This is a genomic window from Trichloromonas sp. (assembly GCF_034006665.1).
GTDB lineage: Bacteria > Desulfobacterota > Desulfuromonadia > Desulfuromonadales > Trichloromonadaceae > Trichloromonas.
Genome location: NZ_JAVESI010000062.1, coordinates 1 through 12,577 on the forward strand (window position 1 = coordinate 1; position 12,577 = coordinate 12,577).

16 protein-coding genes are annotated in these 12,577 nt (G+C 22.1%); 7 read left to right on the top strand and 9 right to left on the bottom strand.

Annotation, left to right across the window (positions count from 1 at the left end; genetic code table 11):
- Positions 1 to 23 precede the first annotated feature (23 nt).
- Together RBR25_RS16260 and RBR25_RS16265 are read right to left on the bottom strand one after the other, a co-directional pair.
- Complete coding sequence (locus RBR25_RS16260; protein ID WP_432820601.1) at positions 24 to 3,704, bottom strand: metallophosphoesterase; 3,681 nt, start codon at positions 3,702 to 3,704, stop codon at positions 24 to 26.
- 78 nt (positions 3,705 to 3,782) lie between these two features.
- Positions 3,783 to 4,217 carry a hypothetical protein gene (locus RBR25_RS16265; RefSeq protein ID WP_432820602.1) on the bottom strand — a complete coding sequence of 145 codons (435 nt, stop codon included), beginning with the start codon at positions 4,215 to 4,217 and terminating at the stop codon, positions 3,783 to 3,785.
- A gap of 147 nt (positions 4,218 to 4,364) precedes the next feature.
- Between RBR25_RS16265 and RBR25_RS16270 the strand changes: the two genes are divergently transcribed.
- Entirely contained in the window at positions 4,365 to 4,832 is a 468-nt protein-coding gene (locus tag RBR25_RS16270; RefSeq protein WP_432820603.1) for a hypothetical protein, read from the top strand.
- On the opposite strand, the gene RBR25_RS16275 is transcribed toward RBR25_RS16270, so the two are convergent.
- Positions 4,824 to 5,045 carry a hypothetical protein gene (locus tag RBR25_RS16275; protein ID WP_432820604.1) on the bottom strand — a complete coding sequence of 74 codons (222 nt, stop codon included), beginning with the start codon at positions 5,043 to 5,045 and terminating at the stop codon, positions 4,824 to 4,826. The genes RBR25_RS16270 and RBR25_RS16275 overlap by 9 nt on opposite strands.
- 49 nt (positions 5,046 to 5,094) lie before the next feature.
- Here RBR25_RS16275 and RBR25_RS16280 point away from each other — a divergent pair, with 49 nt between their 5' ends.
- Positions 5,095 to 6,942: a hypothetical protein gene (locus RBR25_RS16280; protein WP_432820605.1), complete on the top strand. Its 1,848-nt coding sequence runs from the start codon at positions 5,095 to 5,097 to the stop codon at positions 6,940 to 6,942.
- Between the two features lie 12 nt (positions 6,943 to 6,954).
- On the opposite strand, the gene RBR25_RS16285 is transcribed toward RBR25_RS16280, so the two are convergent.
- From RBR25_RS16285 to RBR25_RS16310, 6 genes are all read right to left on the bottom strand, one after another.
- Positions 6,955 to 7,338, bottom strand: a complete 384-nt coding sequence (locus tag RBR25_RS16285; RefSeq protein WP_432820606.1) for a hypothetical protein — start codon at positions 7,336 to 7,338, stop codon at positions 6,955 to 6,957.
- A gap of 15 nt (positions 7,339 to 7,353) precedes the next feature.
- Positions 7,354 to 7,815: a hypothetical protein gene (locus tag RBR25_RS16290; RefSeq protein WP_432820607.1), complete on the bottom strand. Its 462-nt coding sequence runs from the start codon at positions 7,813 to 7,815 to the stop codon at positions 7,354 to 7,356.
- A gap of 65 nt (positions 7,816 to 7,880) precedes the next feature.
- Positions 7,881 to 8,360 (bottom strand): hypothetical protein, encoded by a 480-nt coding sequence (locus RBR25_RS16295; RefSeq protein WP_432820608.1) that lies wholly within the window; start codon positions 8,358 to 8,360, stop codon positions 7,881 to 7,883.
- Between the two features lie 66 nt (positions 8,361 to 8,426).
- Positions 8,427 to 9,341, bottom strand: coding sequence for an N-acetylmuramoyl-L-alanine amidase (locus tag RBR25_RS16300; RefSeq protein WP_432820609.1), 915 nt, complete (start codon positions 9,339 to 9,341; stop codon positions 8,427 to 8,429).
- Positions 9,342 to 9,357: 16 nt separating this feature from the next.
- Positions 9,358 to 9,858, bottom strand: a complete 501-nt coding sequence (locus RBR25_RS16305; protein WP_432820610.1) for a hypothetical protein — start codon at positions 9,856 to 9,858, stop codon at positions 9,358 to 9,360.
- Between the two features lie 21 nt (positions 9,859 to 9,879).
- Entirely contained in the window at positions 9,880 to 10,320 is a 441-nt protein-coding gene (locus tag RBR25_RS16310) for a hypothetical protein (RefSeq protein WP_432820611.1), read from the bottom strand.
- Between the two features lie 128 nt (positions 10,321 to 10,448).
- Between RBR25_RS16310 and RBR25_RS16315 the strand changes: the two genes are divergently transcribed.
- The 5 genes from RBR25_RS16315 to RBR25_RS16335 form a co-directional block, all read left to right on the top strand.
- Positions 10,449 to 10,787 (top strand): ankyrin repeat domain-containing protein, encoded by a 339-nt coding sequence (locus RBR25_RS16315; protein WP_432820612.1) that lies wholly within the window; start codon positions 10,449 to 10,451, stop codon positions 10,785 to 10,787.
- Positions 10,788 to 10,798: 11 nt separating this feature from the next.
- On the top strand, positions 10,799 to 11,278 hold the full coding sequence (locus RBR25_RS16320) for a hypothetical protein (RefSeq protein ID WP_432820613.1): 480 nt from the start codon (positions 10,799 to 10,801) through the stop codon (positions 11,276 to 11,278).
- A gap of 2 nt (positions 11,279 to 11,280) precedes the next feature.
- Complete coding sequence (locus RBR25_RS16325) at positions 11,281 to 11,889, top strand: NFACT RNA binding domain-containing protein (RefSeq protein ID WP_432820614.1); 609 nt, start codon at positions 11,281 to 11,283, stop codon at positions 11,887 to 11,889.
- A gap of 4 nt (positions 11,890 to 11,893) precedes the next feature.
- Positions 11,894 to 12,262, top strand: a complete 369-nt coding sequence (locus RBR25_RS16330) for a hypothetical protein (RefSeq protein ID WP_432820615.1) — start codon at positions 11,894 to 11,896, stop codon at positions 12,260 to 12,262.
- Between the two features lie 37 nt (positions 12,263 to 12,299).
- A partial coding sequence (locus tag RBR25_RS16335; protein ID WP_432820616.1) for a hypothetical protein occupies positions 12,300 to 12,577 on the top strand: 278 nt, incomplete at its 3' end.

Genomic DNA, 12,577 nt, shown 5'->3' on the forward strand with positions numbered 1-12,577 from the left:
AATATATTCACTATAATTCATTTTTAATAATCTATTTTTAAATTCGAAATACCATTTTCATCTTTATTTACTTCTATTAGATAATCATAATTTAATGGGTTAACGTGCTCAATAATAATAAGTTTATCAACTTCATTTTTAATTGAATCAACTAGACTAGTTAATAATTCTACGCTTCTTTCTACTAGTTTTCCAAATAGTTCATCTAATAATATAATATTCGGTTTTGATTTATTATTAATCTTCCTTAATGCAATTTTTAATGCAATTGCACAGAATGTTCTTTCCATTCCACTAGATTCAATTGCATTTTGAGATATATCCATTCTAATATCATGTGATAGTTTAAGATTTAAGTTATCATCAAAGAATAAAGTAAAATCTACATCACTTAAAATATTATTAAGTTCTTGATTTATAATATGAATACTTTTCTTTAATAAGAAACTAGGTAATCCGTCTCTATGTACACACTTCATATAAGAATCCAATATTTCATCTTGTTTTTTCTGTTTTTCGAATGTTTTTATATCATTTTTAAATTTTTGTATTTCAATATTTTTTGCATGAATATCTTTCTCAATATTATTTTTAATAGTATTAGTTTCTTTTATATTTTTTTCAATAGTATTAATTTTTAATGTTAATTTATCAATTTTTTCTTTTAATTCTTTATTTTTTTCTATCTTATGTAATTCTTTATTATAATTATCTATTTGATTATTATACCTTTCAATTAAATTATTTGACTTTTCAATATCTAATTTAATTCTGTCTTCCAATTGAATAGATTCTTTTTTCTTTTGGTATTTTTCTTCTTCTTCTTTTAATAATTTAACTTCATTATTTAATAAATCTAACTTATCATTTTCATCTTCAATTTCTCTATTAAGTTTTACTTTATCATCTTCTAATCTTGATATTTCTAGTATAACTTCTGATTTATCTTCATTTAAAAATAATAATTTAGATTTTAAATCTAATGGATAATTATTATTTCTAATTAATTCAATAATCTTTTCTATTTCTTCATTATTTGATTTATATTCATTTATAAAAGATAATGTATTGTCAAATGATTCATTTAAATTATTATCAAAAGAATAATCTTTTTTAGAAATCATATCTAATTTATTATTTATTTCACCTATTTCATTTGTTAGTTCAGTTATCTTAACTTTTAAATCTTGAACTTTATCCATTAAGTCTAACATTATTTTTCTATTGTCATTTATCTTAGAATTAACAACTTTTCTAGAATCATCATCCATGTGTCTATGACATGTAATACAAACATGATCTAAACTTTCTATTAATGATGTGGTTTCTTGTTTAAGAGTTTTACCTTGTTCCATATAATTAGATACATCATTACTAAAATTATTTTTATCTATTTCTAATTTATTAACTTTATCTTTTAAATCAGATTTATAATTAGTTATTTTAGAATTGAATTCATCTTTTAATTTATAGATTTTTGTATCATTATCACTAATTTTTATTTTAAGATCAGTTATATAATCATTAACAATATCTTTAATATTAGAGTTTATTGTACTAACTTTATTATTAAGTTGTGATATTTTAATATCGAAATCTTTTAAATTTGATTTTTTTATTGATATAATATCTTTAATTTCTGATAATTTATCTGTTTTTTGAATTAATTCAGAGTTATCGTAATCTTTTATTTCTTCTTTTATTTCTTCAATCTTTTTTAATTGTAATTCTCTTTTATTTATTTTATCATTTTCTTCGTTAATATTTTTATTAACATCTTCTATATCAAAATTATATAGACTTTCATCAATCTTTTCTAATGATTCTATTATTTTTTCTTTTTCTAATACTATTGATGGTTTACTATCTTCTAATATTTCTATATCATTATTAATATTTTCTAAATTTAATTCAATATCTATTTTTTCTAAATTTATTTCTTCAATTTTATCATTATGTGATTGAATATCAATACTAATTCTATTTTTAGTTATTTCTTTTCTATAATTTTTAAATTCTTCTAATTTTTTTTCAAAAATATCATAACCTGCATCTCTTGTTATAGAATCAATAAATACTGATCTATCAAGTGATAATAATGAGTTTAAATTATCAGCATTTGTTAATACTAGTCTTATAAAATCATCAAAATCACCTATAGAATCATCAATAAGTTTTTGTGTATTTGTTCTTCTTTCTCCTGTTAATTTATTTTCTTCTGAAATATCGGTTCCTATATAATAATCAACATTAGATGAACATGATGATATTTCAGTTTTAGATTTATTCCATTTTCTTTCTGTTGTTCTTATAACAGTATATACTTCATCATTAATAGTTATAACAGCACCTCCATTACAATAATTTAAATCTCTCTTATTATTAATATATCTATTATCTCCATTTTTTTCTCTTTTAGTTGTAGTTGTAGTTTTTCCATAAAGAATATAAGATATAGCATCTAATATAGTTGTTTTTCCTTGTTGATTTATACCGTTTATTTGTATAATACTACTAGTGTCCATTTTTGAAAAATCAACTTCAATATCATCGCCATAAGATTTAAAATTATTAAAAAATACTTTATCTATACCCCATGTAATGCCTTTATTTAATGATACATTTAATCTATCATTAATAATATCATCTATTTTTAATATTTCATCTATAAAATCTTTTTTATATCCATTTGTTTCTAAATATTCAATAAATATATCTCTTTGGGTTGATGGATTTAATACATCTACTGATTCATTAATCATTTTAACACCAGATACATCAGTGTATATCGCATTCTTTTCAATTTTGATATTATTTATATGATGAGCATGTTTAAAATAATTTCTTAATTTTACTTCATTTTCGAAATTAATATTTGCACTAATATCATTCCATTTTATCTTTATATTAGATAATGGGTTTAATAATTCATGTTCTAAATTAAGATTATTATAATCAGTACCTTCTTTTATTGTGAAATTTATATAATTATATGGATTTGGTAATTCTATATAATCAAATTTACTTAAACTTAAATCCCATAATAAGTACCCATGTGGTGATGTTGGTTCTCCAAAATCTTGACCAATTAAACTACCGGGATAAACGATTTTATCATCAAATACTTGATGTAGGTGTATATCACCGATCATACCAAAATCACCTTTTAAATCAGATGTTTTATATTTTTTATTTTTTAATGGATAACCATTATGACCTTTACATCCTTGTATAGGATCATGATATAAATCTATATAAATTTTGGTGTTATCTTTAGTATGTTGGATATCATACCAAGGATTTACTCCTTCTAAGTGATGATGAACTACCCATACAACATTATCATCAACATAAAAATCTGATTTATTGTAGTATATTATTTTTGGGTTATTTATAAGAGTGGTTATTGTTTCTACAACGTCTTTTCTTTTCTTTTGCTTTTTACGCATATCATGATTGCCCCTAATTATTATAACTTTATCAGTAAGTTGTGATAGTTTATTTAGAAATTCTCCCATAAGAATTTCTGCTTCTCCTTCTAAATCAATAAAATCATGATATAAGTCACCAGCAATTACTATTCTATCTGGTTTTTGTTCTTCTAATTTTTTATATAATTTTTCAAATACTTCTCTATATTCGGCATGTCTTTCTGGATTTTTTCTGATATGGATGTCAGATAGATGCGCAACAATTTTAATCATTCATACTACATTATTTTTTAATAATAATTATAGTATTAATGATTAAAATTGTTTATATGTAAATGAATTATTTATTAACTATACTACTTTTCTCATTTTACTAGGATCTTTTCCCATTTTTCTGAAAATTTCATCAAGTTCAAGTTTTTTGGATTTTTCTTTATCTTTTCTTTCTTTTTCTTTCTTTCTGATTCTAAGTTCCTGAATATTTGATTCCACGTCTCTTTTTGATATAATATCAATTACAACTTGTCTTAAGTCTAATTCTGACAAAGTGTTATATTCATTTACTACTTCCTCTTGAATTTTAGAATAGTCTGATAAGGTATAGTGTTCATCACCTAAAATATACCTTATGTTTGCTGCTTGCATATTAAGAGAAGCTTTTGTAGAACCAATTATACAAGTAGATAATTCTTCTTCATCTTTAACAGGTAGGGAGTTTAGGTTATACTTGACATAGTAGAGAGTTAAAATTGCATCTTCTTTATTCCATTTGTGAAGTCTAGACATAATTTTATATTTAAATTAGAATACAAATATAAATTAATTAATTGTATTAAACAAATATTTTTTAATATTTATGATAAATATGATAATTTATTTTTAATATGATAATTTATTTTTAATATATAATAAAAATGAAAAAAATAATAATTTATGAAAATTAAAGGAAAACAAATAGCAGATGCTACTATAACACAAAATAATCTTGCAATAACAACAGAATCAATAACTGATCCAACTCATGTTACTACAAAAGAGTATGTAGAGAATGCAATAGATAGTGGATTAACTAGTTTATCATATTCAAGTGATGATTTAAATTTAACATCAAATATAACACAATCCGGAACAACTAGTTTAGCAACAAATCAATCTGTGACTAATATTCCACAATGTGGTATTAGGGTTTATGTTAATGGTGTTGAAGTTAATGTAGGTACACATAACGGATGTTATTGTGCATTTTCTGGTGATTCTGGTTTATCATTTAGATCATTTGGGCAAGAAGAACAAGGTGATCAATTATATTGGAATACTAATATAGGAGTTGTTGATGCTCCATTTCAATTATCATCTGATGACGATATAGATTTTGTATATTTAACATTAGATTTATTGTAATACATCACCATCTATATTATCATTATCCATATCATCATTATAATATAAATTATTAGTATTTATTACATCATTTATATTATTTATATTATCAGATTCAAAATACCCATTTGTATTTGTATTTGTTGATGAATTAGTATATTCTATATATGGGTTTACTAATATTTCATTTGTAGTTATATCCCATAATAATCTATATTTTTTTGTTAATATCATTTTACATTTTATATTTTTAATATATATTAAAAATATAAAATGATATTATATGTTATACTTAAAGGATTATAATTTATTTGTTAATGAAAATTTACAGCAAGCAAAATCTATAATTAATAGAAAACTTTCAGATTTTGAAAAACTTAAAGAATTAGTTGGTAAAAATATTGGATATATTGGAAAATTAACCGATTATTTATTTAATGAAAATGTACCTTATATTGAATTAGAAAATTTATATAAAGATTTAATTAATTTAAGAGATAAATCATATCAACTAGATATTAATAAATTAAAATATGAACAGGTTGTAGACAAAATACAAGAAACAAAAAATAAAATAACAATTAATCAATTTATTAAAGAATTACCATCTGAACAAAAACAAATTATTAAAAATATTTTAGATAAAAAAGATGAATATTATGCATCTACTTCAACAATAGATAGTATTAAAATTCTTATTATAAAAATAATGCAAAAGGAAAATATTAATACCTTTATTTCTAAAATATCAAGATATAAAGATAATAAATCATTAATTAATGCAATGAAATTATTTTCAAAAGATTCAATGAATGATATAAATGAGATTAAAAATAAATTAAGTGAATTAACTAGTACTAGTATAGTTTTTGAAAATGATAATATAATGATACTTAATATTAAAGATCATAATGATATTAAAATATTAGGAAGTGATACATCATGGTGTATAGTGCCTTCTGAAAGTACTTGGAATAGTTATACAAAGAGTAGATATCAATTTATTTTGTATAATAAAAATAAAGATGAATATGATGTTAAGTTTAAAATTGGATTTACTTTAAATGTGGATGGTAGTATACATGCTGCTCATGATGTGTTAGATGTATCATCATCATCACAATTAAGAGAAATAATATCATCTAACAATATTGATTTTATAGACTTAATCCCTGTAAAATTTAATACAGATGATTTTGATTTTTCAACAATAAATAGGAGAACTCCTGTTAAAACAATAAAAAAGATATCAATAAGAATTAAAAAAGATAAAATACCGGTATTAATAAAATCAATATTAGATAATAATATTGGGGCAAAAACAACTAAATCAGAGATATTTTATAGTTTAATTAAAAAATATTTTAATGATCATGAATATTTTGTTTATAATGATATAATTAAAATAGATAGTAGACTAAAAGATTATTTTACAGTTAGTACACCTAGAAGATTAATTAATTATATAGATATAAATATATTTGATGGTAAAGAAACAGAAAATAAAATTAAAATCGCATTTGAAAAGATATTATCAGATGATTTAATAGTTAATGGAATTGTACCAAATTTTTATAGATTATATTCTGATATTAGTACCGAAACAATAAAAATTATATCAGATAGATTAAATAAAATATATGAATCTGATTTGTATAAAAAATTAAAAAATATAAACGGTGTTAAATATCCATTAAATTTTGAAATTAATATGTTATTATTTAATCAACATTTGAATAGAACTACTAAAAATTATGAACAGATATTAAATAAAGTTAAAAACGATAGACACATTATGTTTTATAATAGAAAATTTCTAGACATACCGGTCGATTTAAATGATATAAAAAACAATTTTTATGATTCTGATTTAATGGAAATTATACCAAAAATTATCAAAAAAGATTATCCAGAACCAATTGTTTATATCGATAGAAACCTTGCTAGAGCAAATAAATTGGTTGATCATTTAGATGGATATAAAATTACATTTTTAATGACAAAACAAACTTTAAAAAATATATCTACATCAGTAGATTCTAAATTATTACAATTAATTAAAAAAATTCCAAGAAACGCTAGAACTAATTCAGTATATACCGATGATAATATATCTATAAAAGTAGTTTAAAAAATAAAGGAGTTAAATTAACTCCTTTATTTTTTTAATTTTTAATGTTCTATATACCAACTGAGGTTGATTATTTATATCTAGAATTTCAGATAATTTTAATCTTCCTTTATCTTTATTATACCACCCATCTCTTGGAAATGGTGAATCTGTAAGTTTGTTTTTTGATAGTAATGATAATATATATCTCTTTTTTGGTTTTTTGATTGTACCAACATCATATCTACTAATTAAATTATTCCAATCTCCTTTACCCAAACCACTTTTGATTTTTCTTTTATTAAATGTTAATAGTAAACTATTATCTGGTTTAAGATATAATTGAGCATAAACAATAATTGTATCATATTCCCATGACCAATAACTTTCATTTGTACCTAATAAAATACTATTCATAATTATATTATTTGGTTAGTTTACTTTATAATCTTCTAGATAATCGGTTGCGATTTTTTTAATTCCTTCTTTATCTGACATATAACACATACCCTTATGTAAACCATTAAGAAATGCTTTATCTACTTCACTTATTAAACACTTTTCAAAAATGAATTGTGATTTTTTATTATCACCATTTAGTAAATATTGAATTCCTCTAGCTAAATGGTTAGATTGTCTTTTTCTTTTAAGTTGTCTTTTATAAATTGATAAATCAGCACTATGCCACATATAAACAACCCAACTACTAATTAATAAAATAAATGATATACCATTTATTAATAAAAAATATGATACGTCATTTCCTGTTCTTGTATTAATTACGATATTTAATATATTAAAAGTAATTAAAGATAATAGTATAAAAATTGATACTACAAAAAGTATAGTAGTTCTTCTTTTTGTTCGATTTTTTAAATTTCTATTGTATTCCATATTATTAAGTTTAATAGGTTACGAATTAAAGTACAAAAATAAGTATAATATTTCAAATATCCAAATTAAATAGCATCTTCTTTTCTAAAATCATATTTACTATTAAAAAATCTTATACCTTCGTATTTGATATTCTGGTTATCCATTTCAAAATCAATTCCAATTGGTTTTTTTAATTTATAAATTCTATTATACCAATTATCATTAAACTTTTCATTTTTTACATATAAAACATCACTTCTATTTAATAATTCTGATTCAATGTCCTTTCTTTTAGTTATATAAAAATTATAAATTGACGATATGTTACTTTTTATTTGAGTATCTCTATTTGGTATAATATAATGAGGATAAATTAAATCCATTGCGGCATCATACATTTTATAACCTAATCCTTTTTCTGATGCTATCGATTTTACTTCCCATACTTTTTCTGATAATCTATTAAGATAAATATAACCCAATGTAATATCTTCATCATATTCATCTGTAATTAGAATATAAAGTTTTCTATCATTCTTTGTTATGTAGAAAAAGTATTTCATGTTATTATATTTAAATAATTATGCAAATATATGTCAAAAATTATTAATATACAAATTAAATGTTATTTATAATGATTTTAAAGTTTTTAACATATCTACTAATTCTGGTTGAGGGTGGCAATCTGATTTATCTTCACGATAAGAAGAATGAGAATAAACCCCTGATTTACCAGATAATGCATCCATATTAACATCCCATATATTATCATTATAATCTAAAGGAATGTTATATCTTTTTCCAAAAAATAATAATAATTCACCTAACGTTCTTATTTGTTCATCTGTATATTTTTCATAATAATAATATCCCCTAAAACCTTCTGTATAATGGATTACTGGTACATCTACTATGTTTCCATAAGCATTATAATATTTATCTTTTTCTGTTATAATAGTTTTTCTTCCAAATTTTTTAGAATTGCCATCACCTAAGATAAGACCACCCCAACTATCAATTTCAATTGAAATAGAACTTTCGTTTAATAATACATTTCTGCTTTTGTAGTCATCAAATCCATTATTTTTTAAAAACGTACTCTTCACACTTAAATGATGACCCCAATATTTAGAGTTATAACATTGATAAGGTATACCATCATGTCCAATTATAAAATGTGTAGATATTCTTTTACTATCAGATAACCAATAATTTATATCCCCTCTTACTCCTTCACCTGATACAGTATGATGAATAGTAATTTGATTTTTTGATGTTTCTATATGATAATATTGATCTGTTGGAAAATCAACTTTTTTAATTTTTGATATTTTTATTGGTTCTAAATTAATCCAATTTGATTCATTTATTATTTCTTTTATATTATCAGGTTCACTTATTACTTCAACATAGTTATCAGGTTCATTAATAATATTATCATTTATATCATTATTTATTTCGACATAGTTATCAGGTTCATTATTAATAATTTCATTATTGTTTGGTATAAATGTTTTTTTAAATAATTTTTTAAATTTGCTCATTTTATAATATTATTTTTTATTTATATAAATATTCAGATAATCTTTTTCTGTATTCTTCTTTGCTTAATGTCTGATCAATTAAATATTTTTTACCTTTATTTTTAACATCATTTGCTTCCCAGTTATTATCTTGTTTATTTATAAAATTCTCATTTTTTTCTAAAATTATATCTTCATTTGATTCATATTCATCAATTCTTCTTAAAATATCTAGTAAATAATTTTTTAAATCTTTTATATCATCTTGTTCATATGTTATCTCATAGATATCTTCATTTTTAAATATTATAAACATATTTTTTTGAATATTTATATCTTCATAAAAATTTATTTTTTCTCCGATTCTACCAAATTTTAAAATATCTCTATTATAGATATTTCTATATTTAATGGAAAATTCATCTAATTTTCTAAATTCCTCTTTACCTGGTATTTTTTTGGATTTACCTAAATCCAATTGAAAAAAATCTAAATTCCTAAGATTCCTAAGAAAATAGGTATTACTAACAATGTTCATATATTATATTTATTTTTTATATTATGCAATCGATGTATCTTCTAACTTAGAATCTTCATCAGATAAAGTATTTGGTGTTTCATCTAATAGTGATTCAGATTCTTCATCTAATTTTGAAAATAATTCAATAATTTTATCTTCGTTTAAATCAGCAACATCAATATCTTCTCCTAATGTTCTAATTAAATTTCCATTATTATCATATTTTTTAACCTTTATATGACATGTATCCAATGTTTCTTCTTCTACCCCCTCTAATGACATTATTATCATTACTTGATAATAAAATTCATTATCATTAAAATCAAACATTAAATATTTATCAGTATCTACTAATGTAGATGTTTGTATGTCTGCTAATTCTGAACCATTTGCTGCAAATGTTCCTTCTGTAAACCAATTATTTATATTTTTAGTTAATTCATCAAAGAATTTTTTAATTCTATGTTCTGGCGTTTCCATATACTTTTCATTAAGGAAATCATTAAACCTTTTAATTTTCATATTAGTGTTTTATTTATAAGTATATATAATTTTTAGAATTTTATATTTTATATATAAATAAAATTATGTCCATAAATTAATTTTTTATGAAGAATATAAAAACATATAATAATTTTATAATGGAAGGAATATTTGATTTCTTAGATTCTAAATATAAAGATTTATCTCCTAATGAATTATTAATGAGATCTGCGGTTAATGGATATAAAAGAGGTGTTGTTATTGCATTAAAAAGAGGAGCTGATATACATCATAGAGATGATTATGCATTAAGATGGTCAGTAAACAAAGGATATTATGATATTGTTAAAATTCTATTAGATAATGGTGCTAATGTAAATGTATCAAATAATCAACCAATTAGAGTTGCAGATATGTATGGGCATACAGATATATTAGAGTTATTAAAAAAGTATGAAAAATAAAACAAACAAATATGAAAAATATTAAAGATTTTAAAAATTTTATTATAAATGAAGAAACAGATGGTTCTACAACAGGTGTAGTTGGCAGTGGAACAGCTGTCGGTGGTGGGGCAGAAGGTAGTTTTGTATCATCTGCTGGTGTATCAGTTGGTGGAGGTGATTCTGCTTCTAGTTTTAATGTTGGATCAAGTGGTAGTGCATATGGTTCATTAGGTAATATAAGTGGTATGGGTAATGTTGTATCACCACAACCATCTAGTATACCTGGTGACGTTGCAGGATCGACAAAAGGAAGTGGTGATATATCAAAAGGAACAATGACATATTCTAAAAAATCAGCAGGTAGAAAAAATAAGAAAAAGAAAAAAAATGATTACTCTGAAAAAGCATCAAGAATTGATAAATTATATGTTACTAAATATACAGAATCTTATAAAGATGGTAAAATTATAACTAATTGGAAAACATTTAATGAAAATATTATAAAATAATTATGAAAATAAAAAATTTTAATGAATTTATTAATGAAGGTATAAAACCAAGTAAAATCTATAAAAAAGAAATTATAGACGGATACGAAGTATTAATAGGTAAAAGTGCACAAATGAATGATATATTAACATTTGATATAGCAAATGACGATGATATTTGGTTACATGTATCTGGTGTACCTGGTTCTCATGTTGTTATAAAAAAACAAGATGGTGATATACCAAAAAGTGTTATTGAAAAAGCTGCAGAACTAGCAGTTAAAAATAGTAAGGCAACAGGGAAATCTAAAGTTGTTTATACTGAAAGAAAAAATGTTACTAAAAATAATAATCATAAAATAGGTCAAGTTAATGTTGATTATGATAAATCAAATTTTATAAAGATTGATTCTGTTGGTATATTAGAAAAAAATCAATATAAAGATGAATTATCGTTATTAAGAGAAACATACCCACATTTAACATTTAATATGAAACCACATACTAAATTTAAAAATGCTTATATATGTAATGTTTATGAAGGTGATAAATATCTAGGTGGTGTTAAAGGTCCATGTTCTTATGAAAATGGAATAGATTTTTTTAAAAATGTAGCAAAAAATAATCAATAATAATATGAAAATAACAAAAGAAAGATTTGAAGAAGTTGTAAATAAATATCCACCGAATGGATATATTAAATTTGCTTATAAACATTTCGGTACAGAAAATGAACAAGGTAAAATAAAATGGTCTAAAATAGGAAATTTTGCAATGATTATTTTGTTATTACTATTTTTAATTGGATTTGCGGGTACAGTATCAAATGCCCCTAGATGGGTCATTTTATATTCAACCGTAGGATATTCAGTGTTTTTATCCATTTTTGTTTTTTATTTATTGAGTGCTTTCTTAATGAATGATTTTAGATTAAAAAAGATTATGAAAGAATTAGGGATTACTCCTAAACAATACGAAGATTTAATGAAAGAATTTTACGGTTAAAAATTTAATATATATTTAAATAAAAAAAAATAATAAAATGAAAAATATTAAAAAATATGAAGATTTCTTAAACGAGGAATTAAAACCAGAAACATATAAAAGTGCTGCAGAAAAATTAGATAAAAAAGGACATAAAAGTAGAGCTAAAAGTCTTAGTGATTTTGCTAATAGACAACATAATAAACAATTAAGTGATGTAGGTTATGTAGATATTGAATTATATGGTGAAAAACATAGATTAGATGATGATAATATTATAATTCATAATGATGGTAAAAAGGGTAATGTTGAATTAACAATAACATTCGATAGAGA

Coding starts and splice junctions, on each gene's coding strand:
- RBR25_RS16310 (WP_432820611.1), bottom strand. CDS start 10,320: ATGGAAACGCCAGAACATAGAATTAAAAAATTCTTTGATGAATTAACT.
- RBR25_RS16295 (WP_432820608.1), bottom strand. CDS start 8,360: ATGAAATACTTTTTCTACATAACAAAGAATGATAGAAAACTTTATATT.
- RBR25_RS16320 (WP_432820613.1), top strand. CDS start 10,799: ATGAAAAATATTAAAGATTTTAAAAATTTTATTATAAATGAAGAAACA.
- RBR25_RS16260 (WP_432820601.1), bottom strand. CDS start 3,704: ATGATTAAAATTGTTGCGCATCTATCTGACATCCATATCAGAAAAAAT.
- RBR25_RS16325 (WP_432820614.1), top strand. CDS start 11,281: ATGAAAATAAAAAATTTTAATGAATTTATTAATGAAGGTATAAAACCA.
- RBR25_RS16315 (WP_432820612.1), top strand. CDS start 10,449: ATGAAGAATATAAAAACATATAATAATTTTATAATGGAAGGAATATTT.
- RBR25_RS16270 (WP_432820603.1), top strand. CDS start 4,365: ATGAAAATTAAAGGAAAACAAATAGCAGATGCTACTATAACACAAAAT.
- RBR25_RS16285 (WP_432820606.1), bottom strand. CDS start 7,338: ATGAATAGTATTTTATTAGGTACAAATGAAAGTTATTGGTCATGGGAA.
- RBR25_RS16265 (WP_432820602.1), bottom strand. CDS start 4,217: ATGTCTAGACTTCACAAATGGAATAAAGAAGATGCAATTTTAACTCTC.
- RBR25_RS16305 (WP_432820610.1), bottom strand. CDS start 9,858: ATGAACATTGTTAGTAATACCTATTTTCTTAGGAATCTTAGGAATTTA.
- RBR25_RS16290 (WP_432820607.1), bottom strand. CDS start 7,815: ATGGAATACAATAGAAATTTAAAAAATCGAACAAAAAGAAGAACTACT.
- RBR25_RS16280 (WP_432820605.1), top strand. CDS start 5,095: ATGTTATACTTAAAGGATTATAATTTATTTGTTAATGAAAATTTACAG.
- RBR25_RS16300 (WP_432820609.1), bottom strand. CDS start 9,341: ATGAGCAAATTTAAAAAATTATTTAAAAAAACATTTATACCAAACAAT.
- RBR25_RS16330 (WP_432820615.1), top strand. CDS start 11,894: ATGAAAATAACAAAAGAAAGATTTGAAGAAGTTGTAAATAAATATCCA.
- RBR25_RS16275 (WP_432820604.1), bottom strand. CDS start 5,045: ATGATATTAACAAAAAAATATAGATTATTATGGGATATAACTACAAAT.